The organism is Kitasatospora sp. NPDC087271 (assembly GCF_044744605.1).
In the GTDB taxonomy this organism is placed as follows: Bacteria; Actinomycetota; Actinomycetes; order Streptomycetales; family Streptomycetaceae; genus Kitasatospora.
Genome location: NZ_JBIUYQ010000003.1, coordinates 158,167 through 174,617, shown reverse-complemented (window position 1 = coordinate 174,617; position 16,451 = coordinate 158,167). Strand labels below are relative to the sequence as shown.

Here is a 16,451-nt window from a genome sequence, read left to right as displayed (position 1 = left end):
CACCACCCCCCATGTCGAACGACAGCAAGCTCGTTGACTACCTCAAGTGGGTCACGGCCGACCTGCACCAGACACGCCAACGACTGCTGGAGGCCGAGTCCGGCCGGCACGAGCCGATCGCCATCGTCGGCATGGCGTGCCGCCTGCCGGGCGGGGTGACCACCCCCGAGGAGCTCTGGCGGCTGGTCGCGGACGGGCGGGACGGCATCACCGGGTTCCCAGCCGACCGCGGCTGGGACATCGCGGCGCTGCTCGGCGAGGGCAGCGGCAGTAGCGCCTCGGTCGAGGGCGGGTTCGTCGCGGCCGGCGAGTTCGACGCGGGCTTCTTCGGGATCTCGCCGCGCGAGGCCCTCGCGATGGACCCGCAGCAGCGCCTGCTGCTGGAGACGTCGTGGGAGGCCTTCGAGCGGGCGGGCATCGACCCGAGCGGCCTGCGCGGCACCCGCGCCGGCGTGTTCGTCGGCACGGCGGGTGTCGACTACGTCGGCGTGGTGATGAACTCGGACGAGGACATGGAGGGCCACGCGACCACCGGCCTGACGGCGAGCGTGCTGTCCGGCCGGGTGTCGTACACCTTCGGCCTGGAAGGCCCGGCGATCACCGTCGACACGGCGTGCTCGTCCTCGCTGGTGGCGATGCACCTGGCGTCGCAGGCGCTGCGGGCCGGCGAGTGCACGCTGGCCCTCGCGGGCGGAGTCACCGTGCTGTCGACGCCGATGAGCTTCTCCGGCTTCTCCCGGCAGGGCGGGCTCGCCTCGGACGGGCGCTGCAAGGCGTTCGCCGACGGGGCGGACGGGACGGGCTGGGCCGAGGGCGCGGGCGTGCTGGTGCTGGAGCGGCTCTCGGACGCCCGCCGCAACGGGCACCCGGTGCTGGCCGTCCTGCGCGGCTCGGCCGTCAACCAGGACGGTGCGTCGAACGGGCTGACGGCGCCCAACGGCCCCTCGCAGCAGCGCGTGATCCGGCAGGCGCTCGCCAACGCCGGGCTGTCGGCCGGTGAGGTGGACGCCGTCGAGGGCCACGGGACGGGCACGCCGCTGGGCGACCCGATCGAGGCCCAGGCGCTCCTCGCCACCTACGGGCAGGACCGTGAACAGCCGCTCCTGCTCGGCTCGCTGAAGTCCAACATCGGCCACACCCAGGCGGCGGCGGGCGCGGCCGGCGTGATCAAGACGGTGATGGCGCTACGGCACGGCGTGCTGCCGAAGACGCTGCACGTCGACGCGCCGTCGGCCGAGGTGGACTGGTCGGCGGGGGCCGTCGAGCTGCTCACCGAGGCCCGAGCCTGGCCGGAGGTGGACCGGCCCCGCCGGGCGGGTGTGTCCTCGTTCGGGATCAGCGGGACGAACGCGCATGTGATCGTCGAGGAGGCGGTGGAGGAGGATTCTGCGGCCGGCTTGTCGGTCGTGCCCGGTGTGGTGCCGTGGGTGGTCTCGGCGAAGTCGGGGGCGGCGCTGGACGCGCAGGTGGAGCGGCTCGCCGAGGTCGATGATTCTCCCGTGGACGTCGCCCTCGTGTTGGCGGGGCGCTCGCGGTTCGGGCATCGGGCGGTGCTGGTGGACGGGGCCGAGGTTGCGCGCGGGGTGGCGGGGGAGTGGTCGACGGCGTTCCTGTTCTCGGGGCAGGGGTCGCAGCGGTTGGGGATGGGGCGGGAGTTGTACGGCCGGTTCGCGGTGTTCGCTCGGGCTTTCGACGAGGTGTGCGCCGCGCTGGAGCTGCCGGTTCGGGATGTCGTGTGGGGTGAGGACGAGGAACTGCTGAACCGGACGGAGTACGCCCAGTGCGGACTGTTCGCGGTCGAGGTGGCGCTGTACCGGCTGCTCGAATCGCTGGGTGTGCGGCCGGAGTTCGTGGCCGGGCACTCGATCGGTGAGATCGCGGCGGCGCATGTGGCCGGGGTGTTCTCGCTGGAGGACGCGTGCAAGCTGGTGAGCACTCGTGGCCGTCTGATGCAGGCACTCCCGTCGGGTGGCGCGATGCTGGCGGTGCAGACGTCGGAGGACGAAGTCCTGCCGCTGCTGGGCGACTTCGTCTCGATCGCGGCCGTCAACGGCCCGACCTCGATCGTCGTCTCGGGAACGGAGGAGGCCGTCGCGGAGATCGAGGCGCACTTCGCCGACCGCAGGACGACGCGGTTGCAGGTCTCGCACGCGTTCCACTCGCCGCTGATGGACCCGATGCTGGAGGACTTCCGCGAGGTCCTCAACGGGCTGAGCTTCAGCGCGCCTTCGATCCCGCTGGTCTCCAACCTCACCGGCGCCCTCGGCGAGGACGTCACCAGCCCCGAGTACTGGGTGCGCCACGTCCGCGAGGCCGTCCGCTTCGCCGACGGCGTCCGCACCCTGCGCGAGTCCGGTACCACCGCTTTCGTCGAGCTGGGCCCGGACGGCGTCCTCGCCGCCCTCGCCCAGCAGGACGGGGACGCTCCCGCGCTCCCGCTGCTGCGTCGCGACCGGCCCGAGGAGCACACCCTCGTCACCGCGCTGGCCCGCCTGCATGTCGCGGGTGTCCCGGTCGACTGGGCGCGGCTCTTCGAGGGCACCGGCGCCCGCCGCGTCGACCTGCCCACCTACGCCTTCCAACACGAGCACTACTGGCCGCGCCCCGCCCGCCGCATCGGCGACGTGACCGGCGCCGGCCTGTCGCCCGCCGAGCATCCGCTGCTGGGCGCGACCGTCGCGCTCGCGAACGCCGAGGGCACGCTGTTGACCGGCCGCCTGTCGCTCAAGGCGCAGCCGTGGCTGGGCGACCACCGGGTGGGTGGCGTGGCCGTCTTCCCGGCGACCGGGTTCCTGGAGCTGGCCGTTCGGGCCGCCGACCAGGTGGCGTGTGACCGGGTCGAGCGGCTGACGCTCGCTGAACCGCTGGTGCTGGCCGAGGACGGCGCGGTAGTCGTCCAGATCCAGGTGGACGCCCCGACGGCCTCCGGCGCGCGCCCGGTGCGGATCTTCTCCCGCCCGGACGCCGACGCCGATGGCGCGTGGACGGAGCACGCCTCGGGCGAGCTCGTCCGCGGCGAGCGCACGGCCGACTTCGACGCCTCGGTTTGGCCGCCGAAGGGCGCGGTTGTTGCGGAGCTGACCGGGATCCAGGAGGAGGCGGACCTCGGTCCGGCCTTCGACGGGCTGCGATCGGTCTGGCGGCGCGGCGAAGAGACCTTCGTCGAGGCCGTCCTGCCGGGCGGCGCGGCCGATGACGCCGCGGGGTTCGGCGTGCACCCGGCGCTGCTGGCGGCCGTGGTGAGGGCGGACGGCCGGGGGCTGGTGCCGGTGGCGTGGTCCGGGGTGTCGCTGCATGCCTCGGGCGCGTCCGTGGTGCGGGCCCGGCTCGTGCGTACGGGTGGGGAGACGCTCGCGCTCGCCGTCGTGGACGCCGCCGGGGAGCCGGTGCTGTCCGCCGAGGACCTGACGCTGGCCGAGCCGGCTGCCGTGGCGCAGGGAGCGGCTGCGGCGGGCTCGTTGCTGCGGCTGGAATGGGTGCCCGCGCCGTCGCGCGCGGGTGAGCGCGTGACGGCAGCGACGCTGGGTGCGGGCGTGGCGTCGTTCGCCGACCTGACGGACGAGGTGCCGGGTGCTGTGGTGGTCCCGGTGGCGGGTGGTTCGACGCCGGAGGCCGTGCACGAGGTGACGGCGTGGGTGCTGGGCCTGGTGCAGGAGTGGCTGGCCGAGCCTCGGTTCGCGGACGCGCGCCTCGTCTTCGTCACGCGGGGTGCCGTGGTGGGTGGCGAGGTGTCCGACCTCGTCGGCGCTGCCGTGTGGGGTCTGGTGCGGGTGGCGGAGTCGGAGAACCCGGGCCGGTTCGTACTCGTGGACGCGGACGGCGAGCTTCCGTTGGACACGGTGCTGGCCGTGGGCGAGCCGCAGGTGGTGGTACGAGACGGCGTTGTCCGGGTGGGCCGGCTCGCCCGAGTGGCCCCCGGCGGGCGCTCGAAGGGTTGGGGCTCGGGAACCGTGGTGGTCACGGGTGGTACCGGTGGTCTGGGTCGTCTCGTCGCCCGGCACCTGGTGGTCGGGCATGGTGTGCGTGACCTGCTGTTGCTGAGCCGGCGCGGGGGCGCGTCCGAGTTGGTGGATGAGTTGGCGGGGCTGGGCGCGCGTGTCGAGGTGGTGGCCTGTGACGTGGCCGACCGTGAGGCGCTGGCGCGGGCTCTGGACGGCCGGACGGTCACGGGTGTCGTGCACGCGGCCGGTGTGCTGGACGACGGCATCGTCACCGCGCTCACTCCCGAGCGTGTGTCGGCCGTCCTCCGCCCGAAGGTCGATGCGGCGTGGAACCTGCACGAGCTGACCAAGGACCAGGATCTCAAGGCTTTCGTCCTGTTCTCCTCCATCTCGGGCGTGATGGGTACGGCGGGTCAGGGTAACTACGCGGCGGCCAACGTCTATCTCGACGCGCTGGCGCACTGGCGCTGCCACCAGGGCCTGCCCGCCCAGTCTCTGGGCTGGGGCGCCTGGGTGCCCACGGCCGGTATGACGGGGACGCTCTCCGAGGCCGACCTGCACCGCATCCACGCCTCCGGCGTCCCGCCCCTGGCCGAGGAGCACGGCCTCGCCCTGCTCGACGCCGCCATGGCCGTTGACGAGCCCTACCTCGTCCCCATCGGCCGCATGGCCGCCGGCGCCCGCCCACGCGGCGAGGTGCCGACGATGTTCCGCGCCCTCCTGCCCGCCGGGCGCCGCACGGCCTCCGCGACCGGCACCGGTGCCGCCACCATGACGGCCCTCGCCGCCCGCCTCCACGAGCTGCGCGAGGCCGACCGGCTGCGCCACGTCGTGGACCTGGTCCGCACCGAGGCCGCCGCTATCCTCGGCCACGCCTCGCCGCAGGCCGTCGCCGCCGACCGGGACTTCCACGACCTCGGCATCGACTCCCTCACCGCCCTGGAACTGCGCAACCGCCTCACCGCCGTCACCGGCCTGCGCCTGCCCGCGACCCTGGTCTTCGACCACCCGACCCCCGCCGCGATCGCCGACCGCGTGCTCGCGGAGGTGCTCGGCCGGCACGACGATCCGGTCGCCCCGGCCGCGGCGGCCACCGCCATCGCCGATGACCCGATCGCGATCGTCGGCATGGCCTGCCGCCTGCCCGGCGGGATCGGCACGCCCGAGGAGCTGTGGGCGCTGGTTGCCGAGGGCCGCGAGGGCATCTCCGACTTCCCGACCGACCGCGGCTGGGACCTCGACATCCTGCTCGGCGGCGGCCCCGGCGACCGGGGGCGCAGCGCCACCGCGAAGGGCGGCTTCCTGCACGGGGTGGCCGACTTCGACGCGGCCTTCTTCGGGATCTCGCCGCGCGAGGCGCTCGCGATGGACCCGCAGCAGCGGCTCCTGCTGGAGACGTCCTGGGAGGCCGTCGAGCGTGCCGGGATCGACCCGACGGCGCTGCGCGGCAGCCGGACCGGCGTCTTCGTCGGCACCGGCGGCCAGGACTACCTGACGCTCGTCATGAACGCCCAGGAGGACATCGAGGGCCACGCGAGCACCGGCCTGGCCGCGAGCGTGGTCTCCGGCCGGATCTCCTACACCTTCGGCCTGGAGGGACCGGCGGTCACCGTCGACACGGCGTGCTCCTCCTCGCTGGTGGCGATGCACCTGGCCTCCCAGTCGCTGCGCAGCGGCGAGTGCACGCTGGCCCTGGCCGGCGGCGTCACCGTGATGTCGTCCTCGCTCGGCTTTCCCGGCTTCACCCGGCAGGGCGGACTGGCCCCGGACGGGCGCTGCAAGGCGTTCGCCGACGGTGCGGACGGGACCGGGTGGTCGGAGGGCGCGGGCGTCCTGGTGCTGGAGCGCCTCTCGGACGCGCGTCGCAACGGGCACCCGGTGCTCGCGGTCGTGCGCGGCAGTGCCGTCAACCAGGACGGTGCCTCGAACGGTCTGACGGCCCCCAACGGGCCGGCCCAGCAGCGCGTCATCCGCCAGGCCCTCGCCAACGCGCGCCTCTCGGCGGCGGAGGTCGACTTCGTCGAGGGCCACGGTACGGGCACCACGCTGGGCGACCCGATCGAGGCCCAGGCCCTCCTCGCCACCTACGGGCAGGAGCGCGAAAGCCCGCTCCTGCTCGGCTCGCTGAAGTCCAACATCGGCCACACCCAGGCCGCCGCCGGTGCGGCCGGCGTGATCAAGGCCGTGCTGTCGATGCAGCACGGCGTGCTGCCCCGCACGCTGCACGTGGACGCGCCGTCCTCGCACGTCGACTGGACGGCGGGTGACATCCGGCTGCTCACGCAGGCGGAGGAGTGGCCGGAGACCGGCCGGCCGCGCCGTGCGGGTGTGTCGGCCTTCGGGATCAGCGGCACCAACGCTCACGTGATCATCGAGCAGGCGCCGCCGGCCGAGGCCGGCGTGGCGGAGCCGTCGGTGGCGCCAGGCTCAGTGCCATGGGTGCTGGCGGGCAAGTCCGAGGCCGCGCTGGACGCCCAGCTCGTGCGACTGGAAGGGCTGGACGCCTCGCCCGTTGACGTCGGCCTCTCGCTGGCCGCCGGGCGGTCGCGGTTCGCGCACCGGGCCGTGCTGCTGGACGGCGCCGAAGTGGCCCGGGGCGTCGCCGACGGAGAGCGCAGGACGGCACTCCTGTTCTCCGGACAGGGCGCCCAACGCCTCGGCATGGGACAGGAGTTGTACGCCCGCTTCCGCGTGTTCGCCGAGGCCTTCGACGCGGTCTGCGCGCAGTTCGACCTGCCCGTCCGTGAGGTCGTGTGGGGTGAGGACGAGGAGCTGCTGAACCGGACGGAGTACGCCCAGGCCGGGTTGTTCGCGGTCGAGGTGGCGCTGTTCCGGCTCGTCGAATCGCTGGGCGTGCGGGCCGGGTTCGTCGCGGGCCACTCGATCGGGGAGGTCGCGGCCGCGCACGTCGCCGGGGTGTTCGGCCTGACCGACGCCTGTGCCCTGGTGGCTGCTCGCGGCCGCCTCATGCAGGCGCTGCCGTCCGGCGGCGCGATGCTCGCCGTGCAGGCGACGGAGGACGAAGTCCTGCCGCTGCTGGGCGACTTCGTCTCGATCGCGGCCGTCAACGGTCCGACCTCCGTCGTCGTCTCGGGCGCGGGGGAGGCCGTCGCGGAGATCGAGGCGCACTTCGCCGACCGGCGGACCACGCGCCTTCGGGTGTCCCACGCGTTCCACTCCCCGCTGATGGACCCGATGCTGGAGGACTTCCGCGAGGTCCTCAACGGGCTGAGCTACAGCGCGCCTTCGATCCCGCTGGTCTCCAACCTCACCGGCGCCCTCGGCGAGGACGTCACCAGCCCCGACTACTGGGTGCGCCACGTCCGCGAGGCCGTCCGCTTCGCCGACGGCATCCGCACGCTGCACGCCGCCGGTGCGACCGACTTCGTGGAGCTCGGCCCGGACGCGGCCCTGTCCCCTGCCGTCCGCCGGACCCTGGCGGATGCCTCGGAGGTCGTCGTCGAGTCGGCCGGGCGCCGCGGCCGTCCCGAAGAGACCGCCCTGCTGACCGCGCTCGCCCGCCTCCATGTCGTCGGCACGCCCGTCGACTGGGCGCGCCTGTTCGACGGCACCGGTGCACGCCGCACCGGCTTGCCGACGTACACCTTCCAGCGCGAGCGCTACTGGCCGCAGACGCACGCCCCGACCTCCCGCCCCGGCGCCGCCGCGCCGGACGACCCGCTGGACGCCCGCTTCTGGGCCGCCGTCGAGGGCGAGGACCTGGACGCGCTCGCCGCCGACCTCGCTGTGGACGGCGAAGCGCTCGGCGCGGTGCTCCCGGCCCTGTCCGCGTGGCGGCGCCACCACCGCGACCAGTCCCTGCTGGACGCGCTGCGCTTCCACGAGTCCTGGCGCGCGCTGCCGGGCGGCTCGACGGCCCGGCCGTCCGGCCCATGGCTGGTGGTGACGCCGGCCGAGGACGGCGACGAGGCGTGGACGGAGGCGGCCTGCGAGGCCGTCGGGCCGGACGTGCTGTGCCTGTCCGTGTCCGCCCAGGAGCGCGCCGGGATCGCTACGCTCCTGCGCGAACTTCCCTCGACCGGGGGCCCGTTCACCGGGGTCCTGTCCCTCCTCGCGCTCGGCCGTGAGACCGACCCGGCCGCCGCGACCCTCGCCCTCCTGCAGGCGCTGCGCGACGCGGACGTCACCGCGCCGTTGTGGTGCCTGACGCGCGGCGCGGTCGCCGTGGCCCGTACCGACTCGCCGACCGCGCCCGAGCAGGCCGCCGTATGGGGCCTCGGCCGGGTCGCCGCGTTGGAGCACCCCCAGCAGTGGGGCGGCCTCGTCGACCTGCCCGAGGTGCCGGACCAGTCCGCGGTGCGCCGCGTGGCCGCCGTGCTCGCCGGCGTGGACGGCGAGGACCAGATCGCGATCCGTACCGCCGCCGTCCACGCCCGCCGCCTGGTCCCGGCTCCGGCCGGCGCGCCGGCCGCGGGCTGGACGCCTGGGCGGACCCCGGGCACCGTGCTGATCACCGGCGGCACCGGCGGCCGGGGCGCGGCCGTGGCCCGCCAGCTCGCCGCCGCGGGCGCGAGCCACCTGCTGCTGGCGAGCCGCCGGGGGCCGGACGCCCCCGGCGCCGCCGACCTCGTCGAGGAACTGAGCGGCCTGGGCGCCGTCGTGACGATCGCGTCGTGCGACGTCGGCGACCGTGACGCCCTCGCCGCCTTGCTGGCCGCGATCCCCGCCGACGCCCCGCTCACCGCCGTCGTCCACGCGGCGGGCACGGTCGACGACGGCGTCCTCGACGACCTGACGCCCGAGCGCCTTGCCGCCGTCCACCGGGTCCGCGCCGGGGCCGCTTTCCACCTGGACGAGCTGACCCGCGGCATCGACCTGACGGCCTTCGTGCTCTGCTCCTCCGTCGCCGGTGCCGTCGGCACCCCCGGCCGGGCCACCCTCGCGGCCCCGGCCGCCGTCCTGGACGCGCTGGCCCAGCGCCGCCGCGCCGACGGCCTGCCCGCCACCTCCGTGGCCTGGGGTGCGTGGATCGGCGCCGAGGCCACCAGCATCGACTCGGGCGCCCCGGCCGGGGACGACGGACGCTCCCAGCGCACCGCCGTCCCCGCCCTGCACCCCGACCTCGCCCTGGCCGCGCTGCGCCAGGCCGTCACCCGCCCGGCCCCAGCGCTCGTGCTGCTCGACCTGACGCAGCCGCAGGTCCTGGAGAGCCTCGTCGGCCTGCGCGGCAACCCGCTGCTGCGTGACCTCCCGGCCGCCCGGCCCGCCCTGGAGGCCGCCGCCGCGGTCCGCCGCGACTACGCGACCGCCGCCTCCGAGCTCACCGGCCGCCTGCGCGCCCTCACCCCGACCGAGCGCACCGCCCTGCTCACCGACCTCGTCCGCACCCACGTCGCCTCCGTGCTCGGCTACGCCGACCGCTCCGCCGTCGCCCCGGACCGCAAGTTCCGCGACCTCGGCTTCGACTCGCTGACGGCCGTCGAGCTGCCCGTCCGGCTCGGCGCGGCCACCGGCCTCACGCTCCCCGCCACCTCCGTCTACGACTACCCGACCGCCCAGGCCCTCGCCGGGCATCTCCTGACCGAGCTCCTCGACACCCCCGTCGACCCGCTGCTGCCCAACGTGCGAGCCGCGGCCGACGACGGCGAGCCGATCGCGATCGTCGGCATGGCCTGCCGCCTGCCCGGCGGGGTCACCTCGCCCGACGAGCTGTGGCGCCTGGTCTCCGAGGGCGGCGACGGCATCGCCGGCTTCCCGGAGGACCGCGGCTGGGACCTGCGGACCCTGCTCGTCGGCGACCGCGACGGCCGCGGCCGCAGCGCCACCCTGGAAGGCGGCTTCATCGACGCCGTCGCCGACTTCGACGCCTCCTTCTTCGGCATCTCGCCGCGCGAGGCCCTCGCCATGGACCCGCAGCAGCGCCTGCTGCTGGAGACGTCCTGGGAGGCCCTGGAGCGCGCCGGGGTGGACCCGCAGAAGCTCGGCGGCAGCCGCACCGGCGTCTTCGTCGGCACCAACGGCCTCGACTACGCGACGCTCATGATGAACTCGCGCGAGGACATCGGCGGCCACGCCGGCACCGGCCTCGCGTCGAGCGTCCTGTCCGGCCGCATCTCCTACACGCTCGGCCTGGAGGGCCCGGCCGTCACCGTCGACACCGCGTGCTCGTCGTCCCTGGTCGCCCTGCACTGGGCCACCCAGGCGCTGCGCAACGGCGAGTGCGGACTCGCGCTCGCGGGCGGCGTGACGGTGATGACCACGCCGGTGAGCTTCGCCGGCTTCACCGTCCAGAACGGCCTCGCCGCCGACGGCCGCTGCAAGGCCTACTCGGACGCCGCCGACGGCACCAACTGGTCCGAGGGCGCCGGCATGCTGGTCCTGGAGCGGTTGTCCGACGCCCGCCGCAACGGGCACCCGGTGCTGGCCGTCGTGCGCGGCAGCGCCGTCAACCAGGACGGCGCGTCGAACGGCCTGACGGCCCCCAACGGCCCGTCCCAGCAGCGCGTCATCCGCCAGGCCCTCGCGAGCGCCGGACTGTCGGCTGCCGAGGTCGACGCCGTCGAGGGCCACGGCACCGGAACCGCCCTCGGCGACCCGATCGAGGCCCAGGCGCTCCTCGCCACGTACGGGAGGAACCGCGAACGGCCGCTGCTGCTCGGCTCGCTGAAGTCGAACATCGGCCACACCCAGGCCGCCGCCGGCGTCGCCGGGGTGATCAAGACCGTGCTCGCCATGCGGCACGGCGTGCTGCCGAAGTCCCTGCACATCGACCGGCCGTCCGCCGTCGTGGACTGGACGGCGGGCTCGATCGACCTGCTCACCGAGGCCCGGCCGTGGCCCGAGGTCGACCGGCCCTGGCGCGCCGGGGTGTCCTCGTTCGGGATCAGCGGCACCAACGCGCACGTGATCCTCGAACAGGCGCCCGCCGTGACCGAGCGCACCGAGGACCAGCGGGTGCTGCCCGCCGTCGTCCCGTTGGTGCTCTCCGGCCGCTCCGAGAACGCGTTGGAGACCCACCTCGCCCGCGCCTCCGCCCTCGAACTCTCCCCGTTGGACATCGGGTTCTCGCTCGCCACCGGACGCTCCGCCTTCGAGTACCGGGCCGTGCTGCTCGCGTGCAGCGAGGGCCTGACAGAGGTCGCCCGCGGCGTCGCGGCGGACCGCTCGACGGCCTTCCTGTTCTCCGGCCAGGGCTCGCAGCGCCTGGGCATGGGCCAGGAGCTGTACGCGCGCTTCCCGGTGTTCGCGGACGCCTTCGACGCGGTGTGCGCGGTGCTCGACGAGCACCTGGAGCAGCCGCTGCGCGCGGTCGTGTGGGGCGAGGACGCGGAGCTGCTGAACCGGACGGCGTACGCCCAGGCCGGGTTGTTCGCGGTCGAGGTGGCGCTGTACCGACTCGTCGAATCCCTGGGCCTGCGGCCGGACTTGGTCGCTGGTCACTCGATCGGCGAGATCGCCGCGGCGCACGTCGCCGGGGTGTTCTCGCTCGGTGACGCGTGCGCCCTGGTGGCGGCGCGCGGCCGGCTGATGCAGGCCCTGCCGTCCGGTGGAGCGATGCTCGCCGTGCAGGTCACTGAGGACGAAGTCCTGCCCCTGCTGACCGAGTTCGTGTCCGTTGCCGCCGTCAACGGCCCGACCTCCGTCGTCGTCTCCGGCACGGAGGAGGCCGTCGCGGCGATCGAGGCGCACTTCGCCGACCGCCGGACGTCCCGCCTTCGGGTGTCCCACGCGTTCCACTCCCCGCTGATGGACCCGATGCTGGAGGACTTCCGCACCGTCCTCGACGGCCTGTCCTACGCCGCCCCTTCGATCCCGCTGGTCTCCAACCTCACCGGCGCCCTCGGTGCGGACCTCACCAGCCCCGACTACTGGGTGCGCCACGTCCGCGAGGCCGTCCGCTTCGCCGACGGCGTCCGGGCCCTGCGCGAGGCCGGGGCCACCGCCTTCCTCGAACTCGGCCCCGACGGCGTCCTCACCGCCCTCGCCGAACAGAGCCTCGGCGACGACGCGGCCGACTGCGTCCGCGCCGCCGCCCTGCGCAAGGACCGCGCCGACGAGCGCACCCTGCTCACCGCCCTCGCCGCGCTTCACACGGCCGGCGTCCCGGTCGACTGGGCGGCCCTGTTCGACGGCACCGGCGCCCGCCGGGTCGACCTGCCCACCTACGCCTTCGACCACCGCCGCTACTGGCCGCGCCCGGCCGCCCTCTCCGGCGACGTCGCCTCCGTCGGCCTCGTCCCGGCCGACCACCCGCTGCTCGGCGCCGCCGTCCCGCTCGCCGACGACACCGACGGCCTGCTCTTCACCAGCCGCCTCGCCCTGCGCGTCCACCCGTGGCTGCTCGACCACCGGATCGGCGGCCGGCTGGCCTTCCCCGCCGCCGCCTTCGTCGAACTGGCCGTCCGGGCCGGCGACCAGGTCGGCTGCGGCCGGATCGCGGAGCTCACGCTCGGCGACCCGCTGCCGCTCGCCGAGGACGACGAACCCGTCGTGCAGGTGCGCGTCGGCGCGCCCGACGACAGCGGCGCCCGCCCGGTGGCCTGCTACGCCCGCCCCGGCGACGCCGCCCCCGACGAGCCGTGGACGCGCTGTGCCACCGGGACCCTCGTGCCCCAGGACACCGACCTGCCGGACTACGCGCAGGCGGCCTGGCCGCCGGCCGGTGCGCTCGCCGTCGACCTGGAGGGCTTCTACCGCGAGCCCGGGCGCGGCCCGGCGTTCCGGGGACTGCGCGCCGCCTGGCTGCGCGGCGAGGAGGTGTTCGCCGAGGTCGAGCAGGCCGGCGAACCCGGCGAGGACGCCCGCTACTTCGGCCTCCACCCGGCCCTGCTCGACGCCGCCCTGCACGCCGCCGTGCTGATCGGCGTCGGCACCGAGGAGCAGCTGCCGCAGCCCCAGGCCTGGCAGGGCGTGGCCCTGCACGCCGGGGGAGCGGCCGCCCTGCGGGTGCGCGTCGCCCGCCTCGGCGAGGAGACGGTGTCCGTCACCGCCACCGACCCGGCGGGCGGCGCGGTGCTGACGGTCGGCTCGGTCACCCTGCGCGCCCCGCAGGCCGCCGCTGCCGCCGCCCGCACCGGCCGCGACCCGCTGTTCCGGATCGAGTGGGTCCCCGCCCCCGCCACGCCGCCCGCCGCCACGGCAGTGCGCTGCACGGCGCTCGGCCGGGACGGCTACGGCACGGGCTCCTCGGCCGCGACGTTCGCGGACCTCGGCCGCCCGGTGCCGGACCTCGTCCTGGTCGCCCTGGAGGGCCCGGCCGGCGATGTCCCGGAGGCCGTCCACGCGCACACCACGCGCGTCCTCGCCCTGGTCCAGGACTGGCTGGCCGAGGACCGGGCCGCCGCCCGGCTGGTGTTCGTGACCCGGGGCGCCGTCCGGGCAGCCGACGGCGAGACCGTCCGCGACCTGCCCGGCGGCGCCGCCTGGGGCCTGGTCCGCTCGGCGAACTCCGAGCACCCCGGCCGCTTCGCCCTGCTCGACGTCGAACGCACTGAGGACGTGGCCGCGGTCCTGCCGCTGCTGCCCGGCCTGCTGGCCGACGGCGAGGCCCAGTTCGCCGTGCGCGGCGGCGCCCTGCGGGTGGCCCGGCTGGCCCGGCTCGCGGACGCGGCGGGGCTGCTGCCCCCGGCCGGCACGCCGTGGGTCCTGGACGGCCTGCTGCCCGACGACATGGCGCTCGTGCCCCGCCCCGAGGCGGCCGGGCCGCCCGCGGCCGGGCAGGTCGCCGTCGCCGTCCGGGCCGCCGTCCACGGCCGTGGCACCGGTGCGGCCGGCGTGGTGACGGCGGTCGGTGACGGCGTGCCGGACCTTCGCCCGGGCGACGAGGTGTTCGGCGTGCTGGCGGCCGGGCCGAAGGCGGTCGCGGACCGGCGCCTGCTGGCCCCGCTGCCCGACGGCTGGTCCTCCGGGGCCGCCGCCGCCCTGGCCGCGGACTTCGTCCCCGCACGGCAGGCCCTCGGCGGCTCGGCCGTCCAGGCCGGCCGGACCGTCCACGTGCACGCCACCGCCACCGGACCGGCCACCGCTGCCGTCGAGCTCGCCCTGCGACTGGGCGCCGATGTCTCGGCCACGGCCCCCGACGGGCTGCGCGACGCCCTGCTCGGCCACGGCCTGCCGCCCGAGCGGCTCGTCGGGCGCGCGGCGGCGGGTACCGACCTCGTCCTCGACGACGACGCCTTCGCCCACCTGCCCGCACCGGACGCCGACGAGACCGCCGCGATCCTCGCGGAGCTCGTCGCCCTGGCCGGACGCGGCGAGCTCACCGCGCCGCCGGTCGCCGCGCACGACATCCGCGCCGCCCGCACCGCGCTCACCGCCGGGGAGTCCGCCGTCCGGACGGTCCTCACGATGCCCGCGGAGCGCGACCCCGACGGCACCGTGCTGATCACCGGCGGCACCGGCGCCCTCGGCCGCCGCCTCGCCCGCCGCCTCGCCTCCACCGGCGCCCGCCACCTGCTGCTCACCAGCCGGCGCGGACCGGACGCGCCCGGCGCGGCCGAACTCCTCGCCGACCTGGCGGCGCTCGGCGCCGACGCCCGCGTCGTCGCCTGCGACACCGCCGACCGCGCCGCCACCGAGGCCCTGCTCGCCGGCATCCCGGCCGAGCACCCGCTCACCGCCCTCATCCACACGGCCGGTGTGCTGGACGACGGCATCATCACCGCGCTCACCCCCGAGCGGCTGTCCGCCGTCCTGCGGCCCAAGGTCGACGCCGTCTGGCAGCTCCACGAGCTCACCCGGCACCTCGACCTCGCGGTCTTCGCCGTCTTCTCGTCCATCGCGGGCGTCATGGGCAGCCCCGGCCAGGGCAACTACGCCGCGGCCAACGCGTTCCTGGACACCCTGATCGACCACCGCAGGTCGCTCGGTCTGGCCGGCACCTCGCTCGCCTGGGGCCCGTGGGCCCAGGAGGCGGGCATGACCAGCGAGCTCAGCGAGACCGACATGCGGCGCATGCAGTCCGGCGGCATCCCGCCGCTCTCCGTCGAGCAGGGCCTCGCCCTGTTCGAGGCGGCCCTCGGCTCCGCCGAACCGCTCGTCATTCCGATGGGCCTGGCCGCCGGGGGCATGCGCCCCCAGGGCGACGTGCCACCGCTGTTCCGCGGACTCGTCCGCGCCGCCCGGCGCTCCGCCTCGGGCGGCGGCACGAGCGGTGCCGGCGCGGCCGCCGACTTCACCCGGCAGCTGCTCGACCTCAACGAGCGCGACCGCATGCGCTACCTCGTCGATACCGTCCGCGCCGAAGCCGCCGCCGTCCTCGGCCACCTCTCCCCGGAGGCCGTCGACGCCGAACGCGACTTCTACGAGCTCGGGTTCGACTCGCTCACCGCCGTCGAGCTGCGCAACCGGATCGCCGCTGTCACCGGCCTGCGGATGCCCGCCACCGTCGTCTTCGACAGCCGCTCGCCGGTCGAGCTCGCCACCTGGCTCCGCAGCGAGCTCGCCAACCAGCGCGCCGAGGACGGCGGGGGCGGGGCCGTGCTCGTGCCCGGCGGCGAGCCCGAACTCGATTCCCTGGAGCGGCTGTTCACCGACGCCCTGGCCATCGGCAAGGTGCCCGAGGCCCAGCGCATGCTCGCCACCGTCGCGGCCCTGCGCCCCACCTTCGAGGCGACCGCCGAACTGGAGGACCTGCCCTGGGCGACCCGCCTCGCCGAGGGGCCCCGCCCGACCCGGCTGATCTGCGTCAGCGCGCCGACGGCCAACGCGGGCGTGCACCAGTACTCCCGGCTCGCCGCCCACTTCCGTGGCGAGCGCGAGGTGTCGGCGCTCCCGCTGGTCGGCTTCGCCACGGGCGAGCGGCTGCCCGCCACCCCCGAGGTCGCCACCCGGGTGATCGCCGAGAGCGCCCTGCGCGCCAGCGACGGCCACCCGTTCGTCCTCGCCGGCCACTCCTCCGGCGGTTCCTTCGCCTACGCCGCGGCCGGCCTGCTGGAGCACACGTGGGGCATCCGCCCGGCGGGCGTCGTCCTCTTCGACACGCTGAGCTTCCAGCACAACGCCGACGAGGGCACCGACTACACCGGCATGATGCGGCTCAACTTCACCGGCGGCGACTCGCCGGTGCGGCTGACCAACTCCCGCCTGTCCGCGATGGGCCGCTGGATGGTCCTCCTCAACCGCCTGGAGGTGCACCACACCACGGCCCCCGTCCTGCTCGTCACCTGCGACCGTGCCCTGACCGGCGTCGACGAGGCCCCCGTCGAGCAGCGTGCCCAGGCCGAGCCGCTCGTGCCGGGCGCCCGGGTGGTCGGTGTCGACGCCGACCACCTGTCGATGATCCGCGAGGACTCGGCCCTCACCGCCGAGGTCGTGGAGGAGTGGCTGCGCGGCCAGGAGTAGCCGCAGGCCGGACGGGCGTGCCCGGTACCCACGGGTACCGGGCACGCCCGTCCGTGCTTCTCGGCGCGTCCACGCCTCTAGGGAAAACCGGGGCCGTCCGTGGCGAGACTGGGCGGGCGACGGGTCGGACCTGACGTCAGGAGCCTGCGGCCGGCCCCCGGAACGGGCCTGCCGGGACGGGCCCGCACGACAGGGCCGCCCGCACCG

1 protein-coding gene is annotated in these 16,451 nt (G+C 75.7%); it reads left to right on the top strand.

All coding sequences use genetic code 11. The annotated features are described in order from the left end of the window. Window positions 1–11: 11 nt before the first annotated feature. Window positions 12–16,244, top strand: a complete 16,233-nt coding sequence (locus ACIO9K_RS07350; RefSeq protein WP_400327679.1) for a type I polyketide synthase — start codon at window positions 12–14, stop codon at window positions 16,242–16,244. Window positions 16,245–16,451: the final 207 nt, after the last annotated feature.

What these genes read in the sequence shown, in the direction of transcription:
- ACIO9K_RS07350 (WP_400327679.1), top strand. Translation starts at nt 12, where the DNA reads ATGTCGAACGACAGCAAGCTCGTTGACTACCTCAAGTGGGTCACGGCC.